We start from the raw sequence: 22,881 nt of genomic DNA, 5'->3' as shown, positions 1-22,881 counted from the left end.
CCGGGTTTCGAGACGCGTCCGACTTCGTCGGGCGCTCCTCGACCAGCGGTGGCGGGTTACGCCGCCATCGGCACGAGGCCGGCGGCCGTGACGACGAACTCCCCGTCGCGGGCGTCGACGTGCACCGCTCCCCCGTCGCCGAGGGCGCCGGAGACGAACAGGTCGCTGATGCGGTCGTCGACCTCGCGCTGGATGACCCGGCGCAGGGGCCGCGCACCGTACTCGGGCTCGTAGCCCCGTTCGGCGAGCAGCGCGACCGCGGCATCCGTGGCCTCGAAGCCGACCTCGCGCGACGCGAGGCGACGCGCGGTCGCACCCAGCATGAGCTTCACGATCTGCGCGAGCTGCGGCTGGTCGAGCTTCTGGAACAGCACGATCTCGTCGATGCGGTTCAGGAACTCGGGGCGCATGGCCTCGCGCACCTTGCCCATGACGCGCTGGCGCACGTCGTCGGCCGAGCTGAAGCCCGAGGCATCCGCGCCGGCGACGAAGCCGAGCGCACCCGACCGCGACGCGAGGAACTCGCTGCCGAGGTTCGAGGTCATCACGACGACCGTGTTGCGGAAGTCGACCGTGCGGCCCTGGCCGTCGGTGAGGCGTCCGTCGTCGAGCACCTGCAGCAGCAGGTTGAACACGTCGGGGTGCGCCTTCTCGATCTCGTCGAACAGCACGATCGAGTACGGGTTGCGCCGCACGCGCTCGGTGAGCTGGCCGGCCTCGTCGTAGCCGACGTATCCGGGAGGGGCGCCGACGAGCCGCGACACGGTGTGCCGCTCGCCGAACTCGCTCATGTCGAAGCGGATCACGGCGGTCTCGTCGTCGAACAGGCGGTCGGCGAGGGCCTTCGCGAGCTCGGTCTTGCCGACACCCGTCGGCCCGAGGAACAGGAACGACCCGACCGGCCGACGCGAGTCGCCCATGCCGGTGCGGTTGCGGCGCACGGCCTTGGCGACCGCGGCGACCGCGTCGTCCTGCCCGATGACGCGCTGGTGCAGCTCGCCCTCGAGGTCGGCGAGGCGCTCGCGCTCGGTCTCGGTGAGGCGGTTCACCGGGATGCCGGTGGCCCGCGAGATCACCGCGGCGATCTCGGCCTCGTCGATGACGGTGGCATCGGATGCCGCGGCGCGGCCCTGCTCGGTGACCTCGTCGAGCTTCGCCTGCACCTTCGAGATCTCGTCGCGCAGGCGCGACGCCTCCTCGTAGTGCTCGGTGCGCACGGCGGCGTTCTTCTCCGCCTCGAGCTCGCCGAGTCGCGACTGCAGCGCGGAGACATCCACCTTCACGCCGAGACGCAGCCGGAGGCGCGCGCCGGCCTGGTCGATGAGGTCGATCGCCTTGTCGGGCAGCACGCGATCGCTGAGGTAGCGGTCGCTGAGCTCGACGGCGGCGCGGATCGCGGCATCCGTGTACTCGACGCCGTGGTGCTCCTCGTACGCGGGCTTCAGGCCCTGCAGGATGAGCACGGCGTCCTCGATACTTGGCTCTCCCACGCGAACGGGCTGGAAGCGGCGCTCGAGCGCCGGGTCCTTCTCGATCTTGCGGTACTCGTTGAGCGTGGTCGCGCCCACGAGGTGCAGCTCGCCCCGCGCGAGGCGCGGCTTCAGGATGTTGCCGGCGTCCATGCCGCCGTCGCCCGCTCCACCGGCGCCCACGACCGTGTGCACCTCGTCGATGAAGACGATGAGCTCGCCCGTGTTGGCGGCGATCTCCTCCATCGTCTTCGTGAGACGCTCTTCGAAGTCGCCGCGGTAGCGGGTGCCGGCGAGCATGCCGGGCAGGTCGAGCGCGATGACCCGCTTGCCGAGCAGTGCCTCGGGCACGTTCTCCTCGACGATCGCGCGGGCGAGGCCCTCGACGATCGCCGTCTTGCCGACGCCCGCCTCACCGACGAGCACGGGGTTGTTCTTCGTGCGGCGCGACAGGATCTCGATGGTCTGCTCGATCTCGTCGGCACGGCCGATCACCGGGTCGAGCTCGCCGTTCGCGGCGCGCTCGGTGAGGTCCATGCCGAACTTGTCGAGCATCGGAGTCTCCGACTCGGTCGGTTGATTAGCGCCCGACGAAGGAGGCCGCGTATCGAAACCACCTTCACCGTCGCCCTGGGTCTCGAAGTCGCCACGCATCCCCTGTGTCAGCGCCTCAGCCGTCACCCCAGCCCGAGCCAGCACCTGCCCCGCAGGCGCATCCTGCCCGAGCACGAGTGCGAAGAACAGGTGCTCAGGGTCGATGTACGTCGACCCGCTCGACCGCGCCACCTGGTAGCTGTGGAACAGCGCACGGCTGGCCGACGGCGTGATCGTCGCCGCATTGATGTCAGCGACATCGGATGCCGCGGGCAGACGCGCCTCGGTCGCCGTGATGATGCGTTCGGGGCTCGCCCCGACGCGGCGGATCGCCTGCTGCACGCTCTCGTCCTCGACGATCACGCGCAGGATGTGCAGGGCGTCGAGCTCGGTCTGCCCGCGCTCGAGGGCGAAGCGCCCGGCCTGCTGAAGAATGCTCTGGGTGCGCGCGGTAAGGAACCGGCTGAGGTCGATCGACCGCGCCTGTCGCGCCTGCTCACCCGCGAGGTATCGGGCGAGGAACTCGTCGAACGAGCTTGCGCCGGCCTCGTTGAAGTCGTTGGGCACCTGGCCTCCTGGTTGAAGTTGAGTGTGGTTCGCTCAAGTTCAACGCTCCTGAAACCTCTCTATTCCCGAGTGCCCCCGACGGCGAGGGGGTGCTTACGGAGGCGGTGTGCGAGGGGCTGACCGAGCCCACCACTCTTCTACAGGAGGCCGTTCGTCGCTAGGGAGAATCTCCGAGTACTGATTGGCGAAGAGGCTGTTCACGGGAGGGACGTTGAACGCGTTGTCAGCGTCAACCAGCCAGCGGTCGTGCCACTCACGCGTGGGATCAACCCGCCATTCCACCTTGATCCCCTTGGTCGTCATCTCCTCTTGGAATCGGAGATAGTCGCGGTAGCTCTTCGCGGACAATACATTTTGGGCGCTCCCCGAGATGATGCGGAGCTCCGCAACCTTGGACGGGTCCAGCTCATCAACGAGTTCCTCAAAGGCGCGGGCCCCGAAGTGCTGGTCCGCCCAAGTGACAGTCCCTGTCTGGCCCCGAAGAACTCGCCTAAGTCGAGCCACATTCGAGAACGGGGTTCGCGGGGAGATCATCGCGCTTAGCTTCGCGACTTCCCCTGCCTTAGCGGCCCCGGGGTCGTCGGGCACGAACCGCACAGTTTTCTTCTGACGTGAGTACACAACAACCCCCAGGTCATTCAGCCAACGGAAGGTGGACCTCGCGTCATCAACCGAGAAGTCGGCGTCAACCACACGGTGGAGCGCAAGCAGGCTAATAACACCGTCCTCGGGGATCGCGGCCGAGTTCCCGAGCTCCTGAGCGATCACTTGGATAGGCAATAGGGATCGAAGGGCCTGCCCCAGCAGCCGCTTGGTGGCTTGGGCGTCACGCACCACGAACGCAGCCCGGTACAGATCGAGCCCCGCCTCGGACAACTTCGAGTCGTCACCTTCAATCGGTTCGGTCAACCCGGACAGTTCGAGCAGTCGTGACAGGTCACCTTCGGCGACCGACCGGCCCGTACCGACCTCCCGGATCCCGGCGAGAACCTGCTCCTGCGCGTAGCTGAACAGCAGATAGCCATCAACGTCAGTCGGGCTCACCGGGCGTGCTCTCGTATCCAAGTGCCGCGAGGACACGAAGCACATCGTCAACAGGCCAGGCGCTCATGTCGAGCTTCACCGTCACTCCAACCGATCCAGAGCCAGAGCCGGAGCCCGGGATCACCTCCCGCGTCGGCGCTATCACGGGCGTCTGGATGACTGCGGGCGGTGGGGTTGGCGGAGCGGCCTCAGGTTCAGGCCCAACGGCGGGTGCCGCAGGCGGAAGAGACACAGGCCGGTAATCCGGAGTCGCCTGCGGCGAAGCCGTGATGGCTTCTTCCGTCTCCAGTTCAGGCAGTGCGACCAGCCCGCCCAAGTTGACTACGCCCTGTTCGTCGACGAGGCCCGCGTACGAAGCGCTGTCAATGAACAGTGTTGCCGCAGCAGATGCATCGCTCTTCCCCAACGCGTAGCTGTACTCGTACTCGCTCGCGATGATGCTTGCCTCCGGGAGAGGGCCGCCGTCGTAGCGAGTCAGCACGCTCGCATAGGCCGGAACGCCCAGCACCGCTTCCTTGAGCGCACGGCCGTGACCTGCTTCGTCTGCTGTATTCGAGAGCGCCATACCAAGGGGCGTGAGTCGGAGCGTCCCATTCGCGCCGTTCTCAACCACCCTGAACAGTCGGAGAGCGCCGATGCGAGTGTTCCAGGTGCCGCCACTCGCCTTTGAGTCGGGCCTACCGGTCAAAGCACGCGCAACGATTACCGGGGCGACTTCACTCTTCCGCGCCGACCCCCAGATCTTTTGCGCCTGGTCGTCGATGGCCGCGAGCCCCACCTTGGGCACACCGTTCTTAGAGCGCAGTTTTACGCTAGCGTCTGCGGTTTCTGCGCGCTCAGTTGCCTGTGCGTCCGTCATGATCCCATCCCCTCTCGCCCCGCCCCCCGGCGGATGCTGGAAAAACTACCAGTAGAATCCGACATTTTGGACTGACGAACGGAAGATTCTTCCATGTTCGCTCAAGGCGGACTGGCGGCCGGCACAAGATGCTCGCATCCATCGACATCGCACGTGCGCTACGTAGGCACCGTGCGCTTGCTCTCGCCGTTAGCCGTTGACGCACCACCCCCACCGGCGTAGACCTAAGGCATCCCGAGAAGGAGGTGCCGTCATGGCTAAGGATCTCTTGGTCACCCTCGAGGATCAGCCCGGCGAGGGGGCTCGACTCGGCGAGGCGCTCGGCAACGCGGGCGTCAACATCGAGGGCCTCTGCGCGCTCATGGAGGGCGGTCGGGGCGCCGTCCATATCCTCGTCGAAGACGTCGCGGGCGCCAGGGCGGCGCTCGAGAAGGCCGACATCGCGATCGATGCCGAGACCGACGTCATCGTCAGCCCGGCGCTGCCGGAGCCCGACCTCGACACACCTGGCGTGTTCGGTGGGATGGCTCGCGCCCTCGCCGAGGCGGGCATCAACATCTCGCTCGTCTACGTGGCATCCCGAAACCGCGTCGTGCTCGCGACGAGCGACAACCAGAAGGCCACGCAGCTGCTGCAGTCGATGATGTAGCGACGACTAGCCGTCTCGAGATCAGTCGCGAACGCCGCGGCGATCGGGATCGTACGCCCTGATCTCGAACTCGCTGGGCGGGGGCAGCTGCGTCATGCTGTCGCCCTCGTACCAGAAGCACTCGATACCGGCGAGCACCTCCTGGCCGGTGTGGGCGTGACGTGTGAAGAGAATGACCTCCCCGGTCCCGTCGCGGTGGATCGCCTCGGTGATGATCCGCATCCCGGGTCGGACAGCGGGAAGCACGAAGTCGACCGAGGCGCACCCACAGGCACAGCCACCACTGACCTCAACGGCTGCCGCCTGCCGACGGAGTTCGACTGCGCCGGGGAACTCGGGCTCGACGAGCGCGTCGAGGAAGGCACGCTCACGGCTGGTCAGCGAGCGCGGAATCGGATTCGCCACATCTCCCATCTTGCAGCCCCATGAGGCCCTTCGGGCTGACTGCGCTCAAGCTGCCGCACTACGCATTGATCCCGCCTCCTGAGTCGGCGACGCCACCGACGCCACCGGCGAACTGACGTTCCCTTCGATCCGCATCGGCCCGCGCTCACGGCGTTCGGTCGCGAGCGGAGGCACCGGCTCCCGAGTTGCTTCCTGCGCGACGCCGGTGGTCGACTCGGCGAGACGCTCGGCCACGAGCGTCCACATCGAGAGCCGACGCCCCCTCGCCCCCCGGCCCATGCCGGCACATCGTGACAGGTCATGCGGGCTCGTCGCCCTGATTCGTACTCCCGCGAACTGGGGAGTACGCCGTGAGAACGGCGTCGATAGGCTCACGTGAAGCCGACGTCTCCGCTTCGACTGACCCGGACCCTTCGCTTGAAGCGACGGTGGCGATGCTCGCTGCCGTCATCGTCGACGATTGAATGGAGAAGCGCCCTGTGTTCGTGATCGAACCGGATCCCGAGCGGCCTCGGAAACGCCGCGTCGTCGATCGAGAACGAGATGCCGCGCTCGTACCCCTCGGCATGCGCGCGTACGAAGCGATCCGGCTGATGAAGCTCGTGTGGGGCGAGCGGGTGATCCCGTTCGAATACGAGCTCGAGCCCGTCGCCGCCGAAGCCGGCAAGCGCTTCGTCGGTCGCGTCTCTGGCTTCGGCACGAGCCCGATCGCCGCTGAGCAGGCCGGCACCTCCCGATACCGCTTCGCCAATGATGAGGAACGACGCGCTGCCGAGCGACTCGTGGCCGAGGCGCTGCTCGTCTACGGGGACTTCTACGACGGCCTGGACCACCCCGACGGAGTCTTCACCGTCGAGGTGCCGACGGAGGCGTACGGAACCTTCGCCTACACCCCTTCTTCCTTCGGTTACATGACCAACGCGACTTCGCCCGGCACCACGGGTGGGAGCACCCGATGAGCGGCGAAGGATGCGATCATCGCCGACTCGCCTCCGAAGCGGGCGGATGCCGCTCCTGACCAGCCTCGGAGTCCGAGTGACGCTCGCACCCGGCAATCGCGTTGCAACGCCGAATGATGGATGCCACGGCGCGCGACTTCTCCTCCACAGGGCCACGTGTACGTCGATTATCCACAGGCAGAATCCCAGATCATCACTGATTTCCAGCGATCTCGAATGTCAGTGGGTGGGTACAGGATTGAACCATGGAAGAGACCTCGCCACCCGGGCACACCGCACCCGCGGCGCAGGCCGCGCTGCACGCGCTGGCCGCCCTCGAGCGCGAGGTGGCGAGTCTCCGTGAGGCGTGGACCGGCGCGATGCCGGCGTGGGGCGCGAGCTTCGGCTCGACGCAGTTCGACCTCGAGCAGATGAGCGACCCGGGTCTCATCCGGGTCACCGACGCCCTCGCGAAGACGCGGCGCGACATCGACGCCGTGCTCGCCCGGGTCGCCGCCGAGGTCGCGCGCCGCTCCGGGCCCGAGTTCGGCGAGACCGGGCTCGCGAAGGCGCAGGGGTTCCACAATCCGACCCGGCTCATCGCGGCATCCACCGGGGCATCGCGCACCGACGCGCAGCGGCTGATCGCGGTGGGCACCGCCACCGCCGAGCGGCACACCTTCAGCGGCGAGCGGGCGCCCTCGAGGCATCCGCACGTGGCGGCTGCGCTCGCGACGGCGGCGATCGGTCTCGACGCGGCATCCGCGATCACCTCGATGCTCGACCGGGCGTGGGCGAGGGCCGACGCCTCTCGAATCGATGTCGTCGAAGCGGCGCTCGTCGAGCTGGCGGCGCAGGTTCCGCTCGAGACCCTCCTGCGCGGAGTCCGCGAGGCTGAGGCGAGGCTCGACCCCGACGGCGTCGAACCCCGCGACGACGAACTCCGCACCGAGCGCTCGTTGACGATGCGCGAAGACCGCCACGGCATGGTGCACCTGCAGGCCCGGCTCGACCCAGAGAGCGCCGCGCCGGTCAAGGCCGCGATCGAGGCGCTCGTGAGCGATGCGCTGCGCCGACGTCGGCCGGTCGACGGCGACCACGCGCCCGTCGTCGACGACGACCGCTCGATCCCGCAGATCCAGGCCGACGCACTCGCCGCGCTCGCGCGCCACACACTCGGCTGCACCCAGACCCTCACGCCCCTCGCGAAGACCACGGTCGTCGTGCGCGTCGACCTCGACACGCTCGTGAGCGGCCTCGGGCACGCCAACATCGACGGGCTCGACCAGCCCGTCCCGGCGTCGACCGTGCGTCGCATGGCCGCCGACGCCGAGGTCATCCCGGCCGTGCTCGGCGGCGAGAGCCTCCCGCTCGACCTCGGTAGGGCGGCCCGGCTCTTCACCAAGGCGCAGCGTCTCGCCCTCGGCGAGCGCGACGGCGGCTGCGCCTCGTGCGGCCAGAACATCGCCTACGTCGAGGCGCACCACATCCGCTGGTGGGAGCGAGATACCGGCCCGACCGACCTCTCGAACGGCGTGATGCTGTGCAGCTTCTGCCACCACCGCATCCACCGCGACGGCTGGCGGATCGATGCGAGCCCGAGCGAGGTGTGGTTCATCCCGCCGCCGCACATCGACCCCGATCAACTGCCGCGGCTCGGCGGCCGGGCACGATTCGAGCTGCGCGACGGTCGGGCGGCCTGACCGCGCGCGCGGTGCGGTTCGTGGCGCCCGCCTCGCGCGGCGCATGGGTTGCCGCCCGCCCAGCGCCACCGGGCAGGCCTGACCGCACGCTGCGCGGCTCGTGCGCCCCCAGTCTGCACGACGCGTCGGCGGACCCCGGCCCGGCGCCACCCGGGCGGACGCCAACGCTCGCCCACCGCACAGGAGTCCCTCCTAGGCTGGAAGCGTGCCCCGTCTCCACGCTGAACCCGATCGATCCAAGTGGGTGCCCGTCACCGACTCCCTCGGATTCCGCGGCCGTCGCGCCCGCAAGCAGGCGATCGGCATGCTGCTGTCGCAGGCGAAGGGGCCGAGCGCCGAGCCTTCGAAGCGCGGCGGCGGCTTCAGCGCGTGGGCGTTGAGTCAGGCCGTGCCGTTGCTGATGCGCAAGGCGGCGGGGCGGGTGCTCGTCTGGGTCTGGAAGGCCGAGCCCGACCTGCTCGTGGTGATGGCCCAGGTTCAGGCGGCGACCCCCGAGATCCGCATCGCGCGGGCCTCGATGCCGATCGAGTACGACGACACCGAGGAGTTCCGCGGCACCTACCTCGGCCTGGGCGAGAAGCTCGCCATGCCGCTTCCGCCGGGCGGTCGCCCGCCGTTCGCCACGTACACCTGGGATCTCGGCACGCACCTCGTGACCGTCACCGCCGTGTGCAGCGACCGCGAACGGTTCGGCACCGTCATCGGTGCGGTCGATGACCTCGCACGCGACATCCGCATCGTCGACGACCTCACCGTCGGCGAATCGGCGCCGGTGCTGCGCATCGACCCCGCCTAGACCGCTCACGCTCGCGGATTGGCCGGCCTCCCGGTTCGAGCCCGACTGAACAACTGTTCGGTGGTGCCCAACGAAAGGTTCGGACGCTTATGGTTCTTCAATGAACGTCGTTGAAAACGGGCCCACTCGGGCTAGCCCGGTTTCCGTTTCCGTCGTTTCGGTCACCTTCGGCTCGTTGTCCCTTGTCGTGCTGTTCCTCGCCGCCCTGATCGCATCGTTGTATCTGGACGTGCACACGGACGTCGACATGACCTGGATCTGGATGATGATCGTTGTCGTAGCCCTACTGGTCTACGTTGTCGCCTTGCTACTTGCGATTACCGGTGTGGTGTTTGGGATCATTGCTGCGGTGCGTGATTCCCGATATCCGCTGGTTTGGGTGGGACTCGGGCTTGCGCTAGGAGGAGTCGCCGCGTGCGTCGCGAGCTTGAGCCTCATCACTCCATGATCGCTGTCGGCCGAGCGCGCGGAGCACGGCCGCGCCGTGGGCTGAGCCGCCCCGCGCCGGTTACGGCGTCGGGTTCGAACCCTCCACGACGACGTCCCGTTGCGGGCCGTACTCCAGCGGCGATGCAACGAAAGCGATCACCGCGACGAGCGAAAGGGCCGAGACAGCGACGCAGACGCGTGACATGACGACCGAGGTGCGTTCGCCTGCGACGCGGCGCACGGCGACGAAGATGCTCCAGCCGATGAGTGCGCCGGCGGTGTTGACGATGAGGTCGGTGGTGTCGAAGCTGCCCGTCGAGATGACGTGCTGCACCGTCTCGAGCACGAGGCTCGTGGCAAGCGCGGCGAGGCCGGTCTTCCACCACTTCCAGGCCGGCGCGAGGGCTCCGGCGAACAGCCCGAAGGGCACGAAGAGCGCGAGGTTGATCAGGAGCTCAGCCGGTTTGCTCGCCCCGTCGTCTCCGGCCGGTACGAACGGCACCAGCTTGATCGGCCGGGCCAGGCCTGCGGCTTCGCCGATCCACGGCACGTCGAGCTTCCACAGCACCACCCATGCGAGGAGCGCAAGGTACACCGCGAACGCGACGATGAGGATGCCGCGGCCTCGGTTCGTTCGCGGCTGGTTCGAAGAGGTCACAGGGCATTCTCTCGCTGCGAGCCTCGGGAACCGCCGAGCCCGGCGGTCGCAACCTCGCGCACCGCATCCAGCACCACCTGCAGCGCCGGCGAGTCCGCCTGGCTCCGCCGATGCACCGCCGACACCCCACGCGTCGACGCCGGGCGAACCGTCGGAATCGCCACGAGATCCGGGTGCAGCTCCGGCCGCCCCATCCGCGGCACGAGCGCGACCCCGAGTCCGGCCCGCACGAGCTCGAGGTGGTTCTCGAACTCCATCGACTCGTGCACGACCCGCGGCGCGTTCGAGACGCCGTCGAAGAGGCGCCGCAGCCACTGCCGGCAGATGGTCGAGTCGAACGTCGCGATCCATTCCTCGTCGGCGAGGTCGGCCGGCGTCAGTTCAGTGACCCCGGCGAGCGCAAGCTTGTGGTCGCGCCGCAGGATCACGTCCGCGACATCCGTGAACAGGGGTGTCTCGACGAGGTGATCGGGCATCGCGAGCGCGACCCCGCCCCACCGGTGCACGATACCGAGGTCGCGCTGGCCCGACGCGACGAGCGCGATGGTCTCCCACGGCTCGCTCTCGCGCATCGGCACCCGCAGCTCGGGGTGCTCCGCGCGCAGGCGCGGCAGCACATCGACGAGGATGCCTCGCACGGCGGTTGAGAACGCACCGATGCGCACTTCGCCCGTGACCCGGCGGGGCGCACCGTCGGCAGCACTCACCCCGCCGGCCAGGTGCAGGTCGGCCTCGAGGCGCTCGAGGTCGGCGAGCACGGTCGCCGACGACGTGACGAGGTGGCGCCCGGCGTCGGTGAGCACGACGCCGCGGCCGGCCCGCTCGAGCAGGGCGACGCGGGTGCCGCGCTCGAGGCGCTTGATCTGCTGCGACACGGCCGACGGCGTGAAGCCGAGCGCGTCGGCCGCGGCGGCGACGCTTCCGTTGGTGGCCACGGCGCGCAGCGCGACCACGGCTTCGAGATCGATCATGTACGGATGCTACCGAATCGAGAGCAGAAATGATCGCTGGTGTTTCCGGATGCCTCGGCGCGAAGCTGGTTCCATGACGAGACGCGACATGCTGCTGGCCGCCCTGGTGGCGACGATGTGGGGCTTCAACTTCGTCGTGATCGACTGGGGCATGGCCGGCATCCCGCCGCTGTTCTTCGTCGCCGTGCGCTTCGCGGTCGTGGCCCTCGCCGTGGTCGTCGTGCCCCGCCCGCTCGCGAGCTGGAAGACCGTCGTCGGCGTCGGCCTCTTCATGAGCCTCGGCCAGTTCGCCCTGCTCTACACGTCGATCGCGCTCGGGCTGCAGCCCGGCATCGCGGCGCTGCTGCTGCAGGCGCAGGTCGTGCTGACGATCGTGGTGGCGGCGCTCGCCCTGCGCGAGCGCCCGAGCCGCATGCAGACGATCGGCGTGCTCGTCGGCACCGTCGGGCTCGGCGTCGTGGCGCTCGGTCGCGGCGGCGATGCGCCGGCGATCGCGGTCGTGCTGTGCCTGCTCGCCGCGCTCTCGTGGGCGATCGGCAACGTCATCTCGCGCAAGGCCGGCCCGGTCGCGCCCGCGAAGCGCTTCGGCGCGCTGTCGCTGACGGTGTGGTCGTCGCTCGTCGTTCCGCTGCCGGCGCTCGGCCTGTCGGCGCTCATCGAGGGGCCCGATGCGATCGCGGCGGGCATCGCGGCGTTCGGCTGGCGGCCCGTCGTGTCGACGCTCTACACGGCCGGGCTCTGCACCCTCGTCGGCTACGCGATCTTCAACGCGCTGCTCGCGCGCAACCGCTCGGCGTCGGTGGTGCCGTGGGTGCTGCTCGCGCCCGTCGTGGCGATGGCGTCGGCGGCGCTGCTGCTGGGGCAGATCCCGAACGTGTGGGAGACCGTCGGCGGGCTCGTGCTCGTCGCCGGGGTGTTCATCGCGAATGCGCCGGTGCGGCGGCGCGCAGAGCGGGCGCTTGCCGCGCCCGAACCGGTCGCAGCATCCTCGTCGTCAGCCGTCAGAGGGCACGCGCACTAGGTTCTCGCGAGCCGAAGCCCCTTCTCGGTGAAGTAGCTCACTTCGCCATCGGCATCCTCGATCCCGAAGACGAACTTGCCCGAGGCGGTCGCGCGCACATCGACGACCTGGCCGCGTCCGCGCGGCGTGACCACCTCGGCTCCCGGTGTGAAGATCGTTTCGCTCATGCGCCCGATCATGCTGGCACGCCGCGGGGGCCGGCCTCCCCCGTGCGGCGGATCATCTCGCTCGACGATGACCCAGATCGCCGCTCGCGCGGTTGGTCTCGATACGCGCTCCGCGCTACTCGACCGACCAAGTGCTCCTCACAACCACCCGCGGTCGCGGGCGATCGTGAGCGCCTCGATGCGGTTGCGGGCGTCGAGCTTGCCGATCGCGTTCGAGAGGTAGTTGCGCACGGTGCTCGTCGACAGGAAGAACCGTTCGGCGATGTCGTGGATCGTCGCCCCATCGGCCGAGGCCCGCAGCACCTCGGCCTCGCGCGCGGTCAGCGGGTTGTCGCGCACGCCGAGCGCCTCGGCGGCCAGCTTCGAGTCCACGACCCGCTCCCCCGCTCGCACCCGCCGGATCGCCGCGGCGAGCTGCTCGACGGGGTCGTCCTTCACGAGGAATCCGTTCGCCCCCGCAGCGAGCGCCCGCGCGAGGTAGCCCGGCCGGCCGAACGTCGTCACGACGACGACGAGGCAGCCGGGCACCGCCGACCGCAGCGGCCCGATCACGTCGAGGCCGCTCGCGCCCGGCAGCTCGATGTCGAGCAGCACGACGTCGGGATGCAGGCGCTCGGCGGCGGCCACCACCTCGTCGCCGCGCTCGACCGCGCCGACGACCGTGAGGTCGGGCTCGAGCTCGAGCAGGGTCGCGAGCGCCGATCGCATCATGCGCTGGTCCTCGGCGATGAGGATGGTCGTCGCCCCGCTCACCGTCCCGCCTCCCCGGGGAGGGGCACGACAGCAGTGACACGGAACCACGGCGAGACCTCGACCGCGAACTCGCCACCGGCGGCCTCGACGCGCTCGCGGAGTCCGCGCAGCCCGTTGCCGGGCACGAAGGTCGATCCTGCCGCGTCCGTCGACGACACCGCGCGAACAGCCCGCCCGGGCCCGTCGTCCGAGACGTCGACGATCGCGCGGCCGTCGACCACCGAGACCGCGATCACGCACTCGCGCGCCACCGAGTGGCGCAGCACGTTCGTCGCACCCTCGCGCACGACCCACCCGAGCACGGCATCGACCGCGACCGGCAGCGGCCGGTCGGGCAGGGTCACGGATGTCGCGACCCCGGCCTGCTCGAGCGTGCGACGCGCGTTCGCCACCTCGTCGCCGAGGCTCGCCGACCGCGAACCGGCCACCACCGAACGCACTTCGCCGAGCGCCTCGCGCGCGATCTGCTCGACGTCCGAGATGTGCTCGGCCGCGGCATCCGGATCCGGGGTCATCAGGCGGCGCGCCGCCTCGGCCTTCACCGCGATCACCGACAGCGAGTGCCCCAGCAGGTCGTGCAGGTCGCGCGAGAACCGCAGCCGCTCCTCGCCGACGGCCGCGACGGCGAGCCGCTCGCGGGTGCGATCGAGCTCGTGGGCCAGCGCCACGTAGTACTGCACGAGGTAGTTGCCCGCACCGCCCGCGAACGCGGCGAACCCGACGAGCACGGCCGCCTCGAGCGACCACGACTCGAACCCCACGGCGAGCGCACCCGTCGCCGCGATCGAACCGACCACGCCCATCGCCCACCGCCGGCGGACGGCGAGCGAGGCGGCCACCGCGAGCAGGGGGAACAGCAGCGCCTGACCGCCCTGCTGGAGGAAGAAGTAGCCGGCGCAGAGCAGCAGCAGGGCGACGAAGGCGAGCTCCGTCGCGGCACTCGGGCGACGACCCGCCCCGAACGGGCGGGAGACCGCCAATCCGAACGCGACGCCGATGAGCACGACGTACGCGGCGCGCGCCGCATCGCCGGCGACGATCGCCGAGACGAACGGGGCGACCAGCAGCAGCGGCGCCGCGATCAGCGCGAGCCACGCGGCCGGGCGGTAGGCGAGCCACGCCGCGGTCCGCGGGGTCGGCTGCGGTTCATCGATCGTCGTCATCACGTCACGCATCCCGGTTCGACTCCGAATGGGGCTCGGTCCGTCAGCCAATCTACTCAGAGCTCCGTCGCGGTCGGGCGGCGCCGGGCGGCGATCGGCAGTCCGACCATGAGCGTCGCACCCGTGACGAGGTGCATCGCGATGAGCGCGACGATCACCGCCCCAGACCCGCCCGCCCCGATCGGGCCGAGCAGCGAGAGGGCGAGCATCGTCCACCCGACGATGCCGAAGATGCGGGCGCTGAGCCGGGTGAATCGCTCGAGCAGCGCGAGGAACCCCCACGCGGCGAGACCCGCGAAGAGGCCCGCGACGACGATCGACACCGGGGTGATCGTCTGCGCGGTCGTCCCCGAACCGGCGACGAGGTCGAGTCCGGCGAGCGGTACCGCGAAGACCCAGACGATGAGCGGCGAGACGATCGCGACGGCGACGGTCGCCGCCCGTGCGAGCCGGCGGCGGGATGGCGGGGCGTCGACACCGATGCGGTCGGCGACGGCGTTCGGCTGGACTGCTGGTGTGGTCGTGTTCATGCCTTCGACGCTACGAATCGGCGTCGGGCCTCGGCAGAGACGAATGTCACGACTGTGCGTGCGCTGCGGGCGGCTCGCTCGCTCAACCGCCCGAACGCGACGGGCGCCCACGCTCCGAATTCGCAGGGAGCGCTAGGGCTTCGGCCGAGTCGAGCGTAAATTGCGTTATATCGCGTTTGCGATGCGGTGAGGATGCCGCCTCGCAACTGGACGAAGGCGGGGGCCATGAACCTGAATCTCGAACGGCGCGGCACCGCGCCCGACCGCCACGACCATGCCGACGGGGGGTGGTGATCGTGGAGGTCCTGCTCGGCATCTTCATCGCGTTCCTGATTTTCGTCGCGGTCGCGATCACGACGGTCGCGCTCGTCGTGCGAGCCGTCTACCGGCGCATCCGCCGCAACAGGGCGGTCGCCGCCACAGCGCTGCGCACCCGTGCCGGCTTCAGCCACGGCCCGCGCCGCAAGGTGCTCGCCCTGCGCGTGCGACTCGGCGACACCCTCGACAGCGGACAGGCCGCGATCGACCTCGCCGCGCAGAGCGCCGGCGGGCACGGCGAACTGCCGCGGCTCTTCCGCCGCATCAAGACCGAGGGCGAGGCGCTCGGCCTGCAGCTGCGACTGCTCGAGAGCGAGACCGACCAGGCCGTGCTCGCCACCGAGCTTCCGCTCGCCACCGATCGTGTCGACCAGGTCGCGGGGCTCGTGCGCCGGCTGCGCTCGGCCGTCGCATCCGGTCTCTCCGGCTCCACCGACGACACGCTCAGCGCCCTGCACGCCGACATGGAACGCGAGGTCGCCGCCCTCGCCGTCGGCGTCGACGAGCTGCAGCGGCTCAACCGTCGCGAAGAACGCGTCGCCCCGACCCGGCCGCCGGGTCACCCCCAGAGCACGCCCGCACGCCGACCACGTCAGACGTTCGACCTGAAGGAGACCCGACCATGAGCGACAACACCTCGCGCGTCCGCACCATCTTCCGCAGCAAGACCAAGAAGGCCCTCGACAAGATCGAGGACCCGCGTGAGACCCTCGACGACAGCTACGAGCAGCAGGTGAAGCTGCTGCAGCAGGTGCGTCAGGCGGTCGCCGACGTGGCGACGGCGAAGAAGCGCATCGACCTGCAGGGGCAGGAGATGGGCGCCCGCTTCCAGCGACTCGGCGAGCAGGCCCGCGAGGCGATGGCACAGGGGCGCGAAGACCTCGCCCGGGCGGCCCTCGAGCGCCGTGCGCTGCTCGAGTCGCAGGTCTCGAAGCTGCAGGACCAGTACTCCGCGCTGCAGCAGCAGACCGCGCAGTTGCAGCAACGCGAGCGCCAGCTCTCCGAGCAGGTCGCCGCGTTCCGCGTCGAGAAGGAGACCATCAAGGCCACCTACACCGCCTCCGAGGCGCAGGTGAAGGCGAACGAGGCGGTCGCCGGCATCGGCGCGAGCATCAACGACGTCGGCGCCAGCCTCGACCGGGCGAAGGATCGAGTCGCGCAGATGCAGGCGCGCGCCGCCGCCACCGACGAGTTGCTCGCCAGCGGGGCGCTCAAAGACCTCACCGCCGCCCCCGACGCCGACATCGAGCGGCAGCTCGCGACGCTCTCGGCGAAGGCCGAGGTCGACCGTCAACTGCAGGCGATGAAGGATGGCTCGGGCGCGACCTCCTCGCAGCAGCATCGCGAAGGCCCCGACGGGTGGCTGGGCATCGGGCAGGGGTCGAGCACGAATTGAGGTAGCGAGGCGGCGCCTGCCGCTGCCATGATGCCGGTAGCCCGAACCGAGGGAGACCGGATGTCCGAGACGCTCGACCGAACACCCGCCGGCGTCGCTTCGCCCCTGCCGGGCGCGACGATCATCGGCCGCATCCGGGGAATGCTCCTCTCGGCCCTGGGCGCCGCGCTCGGGTACTCGATCCTCGGAACGGCGAGCAAGGGCGGCTGCTTCGACGCGGTGAGCGAAGAGGCCGCCGCCGACTCGGCGTGCGTGAACCTCACCCTGCATCCGAGCCCCATCGTGTTCATCGCGATCGCGGTGACGGTCATCGTCGCGATCACCCTCGTGCTGCGGCCTGGCCGCTCCGAGGCATCCGCCCTGCGCATCATCGACCGCGCGGTGGACATCATCATCGCCGGCACGCTCGCCTGGGCGGCGCTGACGATGGTCTCGTTCTTCGCGATTCCGCTCGAGCCGCCGGGCCCGGGCGAGCCCTTCACGATCCCGTTCACGTTCGGCAACGTCGACATCGACATCACGCCCTAGCCGGCGCGATTCGACCGACGGAGCAAGCCGAGGGTCTCGACGCGCGGCGCGCACCGGCGCATCATGTCCCCATGACGACGCCGTCCCTCACTGCGCAGCTCAGGCTCGACCTCAGGCATCGCCTGCGCCCCATGCGGGGCCGCAACCCCGACGAACCGCATCGTGCCGTCACCCCGCTCGAGCTGCTCTACGACCTCACGTACGTCATCGCGTTCGCCGCCGCGGCCGACGAGCTCGCGCACGCGCTCTTCGTCGGCGAGGTCGGACCGGGCATCGGCGCGTACCTGTTCGCGGTCTTCGGGGTGTCGTTGGCGTGGCTCAACTTCACCTGGTTCTCGTCGGCCTACGACAACGACGACGCGCTCGTGCGGGCCGCCGTCGTCGCGCAGATGGTCGGGGTCGTGATCTTCATCTTCGGCCTGCCCGTCAGCTTCGAGGATGCCGCGCACGGAGCCAGCCCGAACAACATGCTGCTCGTCGCCGGCTACATCGTCATGCGCGTCCCGCTGATCGCGCTCTGGCTGCGCGCCGCGCGCGAGGACCCGGCGCATCGGCGAACCTCCCTCGCGTACGCGGCCGTGATCGCGGTCGCGCAGGTCGGCTGGCTGCTCACGACGATCCCCGGCATCCCGACGGGCGCCACCATCACCGCGATCGTCGTGCTCGCGACCGCCGAGCTCATCGCGCCGGTCGTGCTCGAGCGCCGCTTCGGTCGGGCGCCGTGGAACGCCGGTCACATCGCCGAGCGATTCGGACTGCTCACCCTCATCACGATCGGCGAGGTCATCGCCGGAACGGTCGCAGCCGTCGGCGCTCTCGTCGCTGAGCAGGGATGGTCGATCGCGGCGGTCGCGATCGTCGCCGCAGGGCTCGTGATCGCCGCCGGGCTCTGGTGGGCGTACTACCTCGTCCCGTCGCGCACGATCCTCGAGCGCTGGCCCGAACGCACCTGGGGCTGGCGGTACGTGCACCTGCCCCTCTTCGGCGCGATCGCGGCGGTCGGCGCGGGACTCCACGTCGCCGCGGTCGGCGTCGAGCACCAGGAGCTCAGCCTGCTGCAGATCACCCTCGCGCTCGCGGTGCCGGTCGCGTGCGTGGTCGTGCTCGTCTTCCTCATCTGGAGCGTGCTGATGCACTCCATGGACTTCACGCACGTGCCGCTCTTCATCGCGAACCTCGTGCCGCTCGTGGCCGCGGTCGTCATCGCCACGGTCGTCGACGCCGGGGCGCCGATCGACCTCGAACCCGGTGGCGACCTCACCGCCCTCGTCACGGTCATCGGGCTCGTGTCGCTCTCGTGCGTGATCGAGGTCGTCGGGCACGAGCTCGTCGGGTACTCGCACACGCTGCAGGCCGCGAAGCGGCACCTGCTCGAGCCCGAGATCGCCGCCCGGCACGCCGAGGCCGACGCGGCCGAGGCATCCACCTGAACCTCGCCCGCCCCGGCGAAGGGGGCTACGCCCAGCCGAGCTCCCCGAGGCGCGCGTCATCCAAGCCGAAGTAGTGGCCGATCTCGTGCACGAGCGTGATGCGCACCCGGGTGCGCAGTGCGTCGAGGTCGGGGCTGTAGGCCTGCATGTTGTTCTTGAAGAGCGTGATGCGGTCGGGCAGCTCGCCGTAGCCGTAGACCCCGCGCGTCTTCAGCGGGCGCCCGCTGTACAGCCCGAAGAGCCGCGGCCGCTCCCCCGGCGGCTGGTTCGCGATGAGCACCGCGACGTTCTCGAGTCCGCGCACCATCTCGTCGGGCAGCGCGTCGTAGACCTCTGAGACCATCTGCTCGAAGTCGTCGTCCGAGATCTCGACCATGTACCGATTCTGAACCCCGAACGGGCTCACCCGACCGGAATGCGCAGATCCGAGGCATCCCGTTCGCTGTCGACGGAATCGTGCGGCGGGTCGGCCGGTTCGAGGCGGCTGTCGAAGAAGACCCGCGCGAGGCGCGCACGGAGCCGCTCGAGCGGGCGTCCGCGCGGTGCGGTCGTGGCCGCCGCGATGGCGGCCGTGGCGGGCCGGTCGACGTCGAGCAGGCGCCGGCGCTCGTCGCGGTCGAGCTCCTCGTGCACCTCCACGTACTCGCCGCCCGGCAGGCGCACGATGCGCCCCGTCTCGAACCCGTGCAGCAGCATGTCGCGGTCGCGTCGCTGCAGGCCGAGGCACACTCTCCGCGTGAGCGCGAACGCGACGGCCGGGCCCGCCAGCAGCAGGAGCTGGAACACGAGCACCACGCCCTCGATGCTGACGCTGAACGCGGCCGCGATGACGTCGGCGCTGGCCGCGCCCCAGAGCACGCCGTAGAACACGACGCCCGTCACCCCGACGCCCGTGCGCGTCGGGGTGTTGCGGGGGCGGTCGAGCAGGTGGTGCTCGCGGTGATCGCCGAGGATCCACTCCTCGATGAACGGGTACGCGGCGACGAGCAGGAGGTAGGCGGTGACGACCGCGAGCGGGGCGAGCACGGCGAGCGTCCAGGTGCGGTCGAACGCGACGAGCTCCCAGCCCGGCGGCACCAGGCGCAGCGCCCCGTCGAGGAACCCGGTGTACCAGTCGGGCTGGCTTCCGGCGCCGGCGTCGCCCGGTGACGCGGGCCCGTACAGCCAGATGGGGTTGATCGTGACCGTCGCCGAGATCACCATCAGCACCCCCATGACGATGAGGAGCAGGCCGCCCGCCCGAGCCGCGGCGGTCGGCAGCAGCGGCACGCCGGTGCGGCCCGGCCCGGCGAACCGCGGAGGGCGGTGCCGGAGGAGCAGCGCGGCGCGCACCGCGATGAGCACCGCCATGAGCGGCACCACGGCGAGGTGCAGCGGGTACAGGTGCGCGATGATCTCGCCGGGGAAGGCACCGCCGAACAGCAGGTCCTTCAGCGGGGTGCCGACGAACGGGATGCCGAGCACGATGCCCTCGACGATGCGCAGCCCCGTGCCCGACAGCATGTCGTCGGGCAGCGCGTACCCGCTCCAGCCGCCCGCGAGCGCCGCGACGAGCAGCAGGAACAGCAGCACCCACCCCGCGCGCCGCGGCCGCCGGAACGCGCCCGTGAAGAACGTGACGAGCAGCTGCGCGATGATCGCCGCCGGCAGCAGGAGGGCCGCCCAGTGGTGCGCCTGCCGAACGAGCAGGCCGACGGGCACCTCGAACGAGATGCGCATCGTCGACGCGTAGGCCTCCGAGACCTGCGCCCCGAGCAGCGTCGGGTAGGGCCCGTCGTAGGTGACCGTCGCGTTCGACGGCGTGTACCAGAACATGAGGATGACGCCCGTCACCGTGATGACCAGGAGGCACGCCATCGCGACCACCCCGAACAGGTTCGTCCAGTGCACCGGCACGACACGACCCCGCAGCTCCGCGACGAACGCCGCACCACGCCGTCCCGCGGTCGTGCGGCCCAGCCGCTCTGCCGCCCGCTCGGTGAATCCCGTTCGACGCTCCTGCGTTGCCGACACGTCGGTCTCCTCTCAAGCCCTCTGCACATACGACGCCGCAGCGGCCCGATTTGTGACAGGTGCCCTCGAGGAGCGTGCCGGTTCAGTCGACGAGCGCCCCCGCCGACAGGTTCGCGATCGCGCCGGTCATCGAGCCCGCGCGATCGGAGGCGGCGAACGCGAGGTACTCCGCGACGTCGTCGAGCACCGGCAGTCGGCCCAGCACCGTCATGCCCGCCAGCCCGGTGAGCCATTCATCGATGGGGATGCCTCCGGCCGCCGCGGTGCGGCCGAACATGTCGCCCGTGTACGAGGTCGCGAGCGCATCCGACATGGCGTGCGGGCGCACGCAGACGACGCGGACCCCGTCGGGCCCGAGCTCGCCCGCGAGCGCGCGCGAGAACCCCTCGAGCCCGGCCGACTGGGCCGCGTTGCCGAGCAGCCCGCGACCGGTGAGCCGGGCGCCCGGCGTCGAGATCGTGAGGATGACGCCGCCGCCCTGCGCGATCATGTGCCGCGAGGCGGCCTTCGCGGTCACGAAGTTCGTCTGCAGGTAGCCGACCACGGGGTGCAGGTAGTCGTCGAGCGAGGTCTCGGCGATCGGCAGGCCCTGCACGTGGTCGAAGCCGACCGCGTTGAGGGCGATGTCGATGCGACCCGCGATCTCGGCCACCTCGTCGACGTGCCGGTCGACCTCGGCCTGGCTCATCGCGTCGACGACGGCGATCGAGACGTCCGCGCCAGCTGCACGGGCGGCGGATGCCGCGGCCTCGAGCCGTGGCAGCGACCGGCCCGCGAGGAAGAGGCGTGCGCCCTCGCGGGCGAACACCCGCGCTGCCGCTCCCCCGATCGAACCGCCACCGCCGTGGATCACGGCCACCTTGTTCTCGAGCAGCATGTCACGACCTCCGAATCTCATTCCGAATTGTGCAACTTGATAGTTGCACTATTCCGAACAGAGTGCAACCTTTCGATTGCACTTCGGAAGCGAATGCCCGAGACGAGGGGTCGCTCGTCGCGGACCGATCAACCGAGCCCGGCGCGCTCCTCCGAGGCATCCTGCTCGCCCTCGACCGGGCGGCCCGACAGGCCGACCGATCCCTTGCCGGCCCCCGTCGAGAGCGCCGCGGCCACCGCCACCGACTCGTCGACGTCGGGGTACTGCGGCCGCAGCCGCACGGGCTCGCGGCGGCGCTGCTCGCGCTTCGCCTTGCGCGAAGCGGCGAGGAGGTTGAGCGCCTCGACGAGGATCGCGAACGCCATCGGCGCGTAGATGAGGGCCTTGTCGATGTGCACCCCGAAGCCCTCGGCGATCAGGAACACGCCGATCAGCAGCAGGAACGACAGGGCGAGCATCTTCACCGTCGGGTGGCGGTTCACGAACGTGAAGATGAAGCGCGCCGCGAACAGCATGATGCCGAACGAGAGCACGACGACCGTGACGATGACGAGCAGGTTCTCGGTCATGCCCACGGCCGTGATCACCGAGTCGAGCGAGAAGACGATGTCGAGCGCCAGGATCTGCGCGAGCACCGAACCGAACGTGATGCGCCTCGGCGCGGCACCGTGCTCCTCCTCCGCGCCCTCGAGCTTGTGGTGGATCTCGGTGACCGCCTTGTAGACGAGGAAGAGGCCACCGGCGATCAGGATGAAGTCCTTCACCGAGAAGCCCATGCCCCACAGCTCGACGACGTCTTCCTTCAGCGTGATGATCCAGCCGGCGAAGAAGACGAGGATGACGCGGATCACCATCGCGAGCGTCAGGCCGAGGTTGCGCGCCTTGGCCTGCTGCTCCTTCGGGAGCTTCGACGCGAGGATCGAGATGAAGATGACGTTGTCGACGCCGAGCACGATCTCGAGCACGAACAGCGTGACGAAGACGGCAATGAGGTCGGGGGTGAGGGCGAAGGAGAAGTCCACGCCGCCCATCGTAGGGAGCCGTGCGCGTTATGCGGCGCCATCCGTGCGGGGCGTGCGGCGTGGCGTCAGCCGGATCACGGGGATCTCCCGATCGGTGACGCGCTCGTACCTCGCGAAGCCGTGCGCCGTCGACGTGATCTGCGCCCACGCCGCCGCGCGCTCAGCACCGTGCAGCTGCTCGGCGGTGACGTCGATGCGCTTGCCCGCGAACTCGATGCGCACCCGGTCGGGATGCGCCGCGATGTTGTAGTACCACGACGGGTTCTTCGCGGCGCCGTTCGCCGACGCGACGATCAACCGTGCGCCGTCGCCCTCGGGAAACCAGCGCACGGGTGTCACGCGCTCCCGCCCGGTCTTGCGGCCGATCGTCACGAGCGCGAGCTTGTTGCCGCGCCGGTCGCCCTTGCGGCGGATGTGCTCGGCCATGCGCTGGTTGCCCCACCGCTCGAGCCGGGTGCCGGCCGGGCTGCGCGCGCCGCGGGTGCCGTTCGGGGTGTCGAAGGCCATGGGGATCGCCTCCTTCTGGTGGCGAGTGCTTCCCCTCAATCATCCCGCGGATCGGGCAGCGCAGGGGCCCCGAG

25 protein-coding genes are annotated in these 22,881 nt (G+C 70.0%); 10 read left to right on the top strand and 15 right to left on the bottom strand.

The genetic code is table 11. The features are described from left to right. Positions 1-56 precede the first annotated feature (56 nt). The 3 genes from ACFWGP_RS12070 to ACFWGP_RS12060 all read right to left on the bottom strand — a co-directional run bounded on the left by ACFWGP_RS12070 (position 57) and on the right by ACFWGP_RS12060 (position 4,533). The gene (locus tag ACFWGP_RS12070; protein ID WP_376931025.1) at positions 57-2,630 is read right to left on the bottom strand and encodes an ATP-dependent Clp protease ATP-binding subunit; all 2,574 of its coding nucleotides are present in this window, start codon (positions 2,628-2,630) and stop codon (positions 57-59) included. A 93-nt stretch (positions 2,631-2,723) separates the two neighbouring features. After that, on the bottom strand, positions 2,724-3,674 hold the full coding sequence (locus ACFWGP_RS12065) for a hypothetical protein (RefSeq protein ID WP_376931024.1): 951 nt from the start codon (positions 3,672-3,674) through the stop codon (positions 2,724-2,726). Beyond that, entirely contained in the window at positions 3,661-4,533 is an 873-nt protein-coding gene (locus ACFWGP_RS12060) for a hypothetical protein (RefSeq protein ID WP_376931023.1), read from the bottom strand. Before ACFWGP_RS12060 ends, ACFWGP_RS12065 begins: the two co-directional genes overlap by 14 nt. A 253-nt stretch (positions 4,534-4,786) precedes the next feature. Between ACFWGP_RS12060 and ACFWGP_RS12055 the strand changes: the two genes are divergently transcribed. Further along, positions 4,787-5,182 (top strand): hypothetical protein, encoded by a 396-nt coding sequence (locus ACFWGP_RS12055; protein WP_376931022.1) that lies wholly within the window; start codon positions 4,787-4,789, stop codon positions 5,180-5,182. Between the two features lie 21 nt (positions 5,183-5,203). On the opposite strand, the gene ACFWGP_RS12050 is transcribed toward ACFWGP_RS12055, so the two are convergent. Then, complete coding sequence (locus ACFWGP_RS12050; protein WP_376931021.1) at positions 5,204-5,587, bottom strand: hypothetical protein; 384 nt, start codon at positions 5,585-5,587, stop codon at positions 5,204-5,206. A 566-nt stretch (positions 5,588-6,153) separates the two neighbouring features. On the opposite strand from ACFWGP_RS12050, the gene ACFWGP_RS12045 reads away from it, so the two are divergent. The 4 genes from ACFWGP_RS12045 (at position 6,154) to ACFWGP_RS12030 (ending at position 9,472) form a co-directional block, all read left to right on the top strand. Next, a complete protein-coding gene (locus ACFWGP_RS12045) occupies positions 6,154-6,546 on the top strand; it encodes a hypothetical protein (RefSeq protein ID WP_231431915.1) in 393 nt (130 codons plus the stop codon). 245 nt (positions 6,547-6,791) lie between these two features. Further along, the gene (locus tag ACFWGP_RS12040; RefSeq protein ID WP_376931020.1) at positions 6,792-8,228 is read left to right on the top strand and encodes a DUF222 domain-containing protein; all 1,437 of its coding nucleotides are present in this window, start codon (positions 6,792-6,794) and stop codon (positions 8,226-8,228) included. Positions 8,229-8,433: 205 nt separating this feature from the next. Then, positions 8,434-9,024 carry a hypothetical protein gene (locus ACFWGP_RS12035; protein WP_376931019.1) on the top strand — a complete coding sequence of 197 codons (591 nt, stop codon included), beginning with the start codon at positions 8,434-8,436 and terminating at the stop codon, positions 9,022-9,024. Positions 9,025-9,124: 100 nt separating this feature from the next. Beyond that, positions 9,125-9,472: a hypothetical protein gene (locus ACFWGP_RS12030; RefSeq protein WP_376931018.1), complete on the top strand. Its 348-nt coding sequence runs from the start codon at positions 9,125-9,127 to the stop codon at positions 9,470-9,472. A gap of 60 nt (positions 9,473-9,532) precedes the next feature. On the opposite strand, the gene ACFWGP_RS12025 is transcribed toward ACFWGP_RS12030, so the two are convergent. Both ACFWGP_RS12025 and ACFWGP_RS12020 read right to left on the bottom strand, forming a co-directional pair. Next, the gene (locus ACFWGP_RS12025) at positions 9,533-10,111 is read right to left on the bottom strand and encodes a VanZ family protein (RefSeq protein WP_376931017.1); all 579 of its coding nucleotides are present in this window, start codon (positions 10,109-10,111) and stop codon (positions 9,533-9,535) included. After that, positions 10,108-11,082: a LysR family transcriptional regulator gene (locus tag ACFWGP_RS12020; protein WP_376931016.1), complete on the bottom strand. Its 975-nt coding sequence runs from the start codon at positions 11,080-11,082 to the stop codon at positions 10,108-10,110. The genes ACFWGP_RS12025 and ACFWGP_RS12020 overlap by 4 nt, the downstream gene beginning before the upstream one ends. Positions 11,083-11,155: 73 nt before the next feature. On the opposite strand from ACFWGP_RS12020, the gene ACFWGP_RS12015 reads away from it, so the two are divergent. After that, a complete protein-coding gene (locus ACFWGP_RS12015; RefSeq protein ID WP_376931015.1) occupies positions 11,156-12,103 on the top strand; it encodes an EamA family transporter in 948 nt (315 codons plus the stop codon). Here ACFWGP_RS12015 and ACFWGP_RS12010 read toward each other — a convergent pair. The 4 genes from ACFWGP_RS12010 to ACFWGP_RS11995 form a co-directional block, all read right to left on the bottom strand. Continuing rightward, entirely contained in the window at positions 12,100-12,282 is a 183-nt protein-coding gene (locus ACFWGP_RS12010) for a hypothetical protein (RefSeq protein WP_376931014.1), read from the bottom strand. The genes ACFWGP_RS12015 and ACFWGP_RS12010 overlap by 4 nt on opposite strands. A 126-nt stretch (positions 12,283-12,408) precedes the next feature. After that, entirely contained in the window at positions 12,409-13,023 is a 615-nt protein-coding gene (locus tag ACFWGP_RS12005) for a DNA-binding response regulator (RefSeq protein WP_275506363.1), read from the bottom strand. Then, positions 13,020-14,186, bottom strand: coding sequence for a sensor histidine kinase (locus tag ACFWGP_RS12000; RefSeq protein WP_376931013.1), 1,167 nt, complete (start codon positions 14,184-14,186; stop codon positions 13,020-13,022). Before ACFWGP_RS12000 ends, ACFWGP_RS12005 begins: the two co-directional genes overlap by 4 nt. 56 nt (positions 14,187-14,242) lie before the next feature. Next, a complete protein-coding gene (locus tag ACFWGP_RS11995) occupies positions 14,243-14,716 on the bottom strand; it encodes a DUF6069 family protein (RefSeq protein WP_376931012.1) in 474 nt (157 codons plus the stop codon). Between the two features lie 290 nt (positions 14,717-15,006). Between ACFWGP_RS11995 and ACFWGP_RS11990 the strand changes: the two genes are divergently transcribed. The 4 genes from ACFWGP_RS11990 to ACFWGP_RS11975 all read left to right on the top strand — a co-directional run bounded on the left by ACFWGP_RS11990 (position 15,007) and on the right by ACFWGP_RS11975 (position 18,388). Next, entirely contained in the window at positions 15,007-15,660 is a 654-nt protein-coding gene (locus tag ACFWGP_RS11990; protein ID WP_376931011.1) for a hypothetical protein, read from the top strand. Continuing rightward, on the top strand, positions 15,657-16,430 hold the full coding sequence (locus tag ACFWGP_RS11985) for a PspA/IM30 family protein (RefSeq protein WP_231431925.1): 774 nt from the start codon (positions 15,657-15,659) through the stop codon (positions 16,428-16,430). The genes ACFWGP_RS11990 and ACFWGP_RS11985 overlap by 4 nt, the downstream gene beginning before the upstream one ends. Before the next feature lie 60 nt (positions 16,431-16,490). Beyond that, entirely contained in the window at positions 16,491-16,958 is a 468-nt protein-coding gene (locus ACFWGP_RS11980) for a hypothetical protein (protein ID WP_275506359.1), read from the top strand. Between the two features lie 71 nt (positions 16,959-17,029). Beyond that, the gene (locus tag ACFWGP_RS11975; protein WP_376931010.1) at positions 17,030-18,388 is read left to right on the top strand and encodes a low temperature requirement protein A; all 1,359 of its coding nucleotides are present in this window, start codon (positions 17,030-17,032) and stop codon (positions 18,386-18,388) included. Between the two features lie 25 nt (positions 18,389-18,413). On the opposite strand, the gene ACFWGP_RS11970 is transcribed toward ACFWGP_RS11975, so the two are convergent. From ACFWGP_RS11970 to ACFWGP_RS11950, 5 genes are all read right to left on the bottom strand, one after another. Beyond that, positions 18,414-18,764 carry a metallopeptidase family protein gene (locus ACFWGP_RS11970; protein ID WP_231431928.1) on the bottom strand — a complete coding sequence of 117 codons (351 nt, stop codon included), beginning with the start codon at positions 18,762-18,764 and terminating at the stop codon, positions 18,414-18,416. 26 nt (positions 18,765-18,790) lie between these two features. Continuing rightward, entirely contained in the window at positions 18,791-20,401 is a 1,611-nt protein-coding gene (locus tag ACFWGP_RS11965; protein WP_376931009.1) for a cytochrome bc complex cytochrome b subunit, read from the bottom strand. A gap of 82 nt (positions 20,402-20,483) precedes the next feature. Next, positions 20,484-21,278: an SDR family NAD(P)-dependent oxidoreductase gene (locus ACFWGP_RS11960; RefSeq protein WP_376931008.1), complete on the bottom strand. Its 795-nt coding sequence runs from the start codon at positions 21,276-21,278 to the stop codon at positions 20,484-20,486. 128 nt (positions 21,279-21,406) lie between these two features. Beyond that, positions 21,407-22,309 carry a TerC family protein gene (locus ACFWGP_RS11955; protein ID WP_231431930.1) on the bottom strand — a complete coding sequence of 301 codons (903 nt, stop codon included), beginning with the start codon at positions 22,307-22,309 and terminating at the stop codon, positions 21,407-21,409. Between the two features lie 18 nt (positions 22,310-22,327). Then, positions 22,328-22,807 (bottom strand): nitroreductase/quinone reductase family protein, encoded by a 480-nt coding sequence (locus ACFWGP_RS11950; protein WP_231431931.1) that lies wholly within the window; start codon positions 22,805-22,807, stop codon positions 22,328-22,330. Positions 22,808-22,881 lie beyond the last annotated feature (74 nt).

Origin of the sequence: Agromyces sp. NPDC127015 (assembly GCF_042725165.1) — a bacterium.
Taxonomy (GTDB): Bacteria; Actinomycetota; Actinomycetes; order Actinomycetales; family Microbacteriaceae; genus Agromyces; species Agromyces chromiiresistens.
This window is presented reverse-complemented; position numbering and strand designations above follow the sequence as displayed.

Bases quoted from the DNA above. Each gene is read 5' to 3' on its own strand.
- ACFWGP_RS12030 (WP_376931018.1), top strand. From the start codon at position 9,125: ATGAACGTCGTTGAAAACGGGCCCACTCGGGCTAGCCCGGTTTCCGTT.
- ACFWGP_RS11975 (WP_376931010.1), top strand. From the start codon at position 17,030: ATGACGACGCCGTCCCTCACTGCGCAGCTCAGGCTCGACCTCAGGCAT.
- ACFWGP_RS12000 (WP_376931013.1), bottom strand. From the start codon at position 14,186: ATGACGACGATCGATGAACCGCAGCCGACCCCGCGGACCGCGGCGTGG.
- ACFWGP_RS12040 (WP_376931020.1), top strand. From the start codon at position 6,792: ATGGAAGAGACCTCGCCACCCGGGCACACCGCACCCGCGGCGCAGGCC.
- ACFWGP_RS12010 (WP_376931014.1), bottom strand. From the start codon at position 12,282: ATGATCGGGCGCATGAGCGAAACGATCTTCACACCGGGAGCCGAGGTG.
- ACFWGP_RS12015 (WP_376931015.1), top strand. From the start codon at position 11,156: ATGACGAGACGCGACATGCTGCTGGCCGCCCTGGTGGCGACGATGTGG.
- ACFWGP_RS11950 (WP_231431931.1), bottom strand. From the start codon at position 22,807: ATGGCCTTCGACACCCCGAACGGCACCCGCGGCGCGCGCAGCCCGGCC.
- ACFWGP_RS12020 (WP_376931016.1), bottom strand. From the start codon at position 11,082: ATGATCGATCTCGAAGCCGTGGTCGCGCTGCGCGCCGTGGCCACCAAC.
- ACFWGP_RS12060 (WP_376931023.1), bottom strand. From the start codon at position 4,533: ATGACGGACGCACAGGCAACTGAGCGCGCAGAAACCGCAGACGCTAGC.
- ACFWGP_RS12055 (WP_376931022.1), top strand. From the start codon at position 4,787: ATGGCTAAGGATCTCTTGGTCACCCTCGAGGATCAGCCCGGCGAGGGG.
- ACFWGP_RS11960 (WP_376931008.1), bottom strand. From the start codon at position 21,278: ATGCTGCTCGAGAACAAGGTGGCCGTGATCCACGGCGGTGGCGGTTCG.
- ACFWGP_RS11955 (WP_231431930.1), bottom strand. From the start codon at position 22,309: ATGGGCGGCGTGGACTTCTCCTTCGCCCTCACCCCCGACCTCATTGCC.
- ACFWGP_RS11980 (WP_275506359.1), top strand. From the start codon at position 16,491: ATGTCCGAGACGCTCGACCGAACACCCGCCGGCGTCGCTTCGCCCCTG.
- ACFWGP_RS11995 (WP_376931012.1), bottom strand. From the start codon at position 14,716: ATGAACACGACCACACCAGCAGTCCAGCCGAACGCCGTCGCCGACCGC.
- ACFWGP_RS11970 (WP_231431928.1), bottom strand. From the start codon at position 18,764: ATGGTCGAGATCTCGGACGACGACTTCGAGCAGATGGTCTCAGAGGTC.
- ACFWGP_RS12045 (WP_231431915.1), top strand. From the start codon at position 6,154: ATGCGCGCGTACGAAGCGATCCGGCTGATGAAGCTCGTGTGGGGCGAG.
- ACFWGP_RS11985 (WP_231431925.1), top strand. From the start codon at position 15,657: ATGAGCGACAACACCTCGCGCGTCCGCACCATCTTCCGCAGCAAGACC.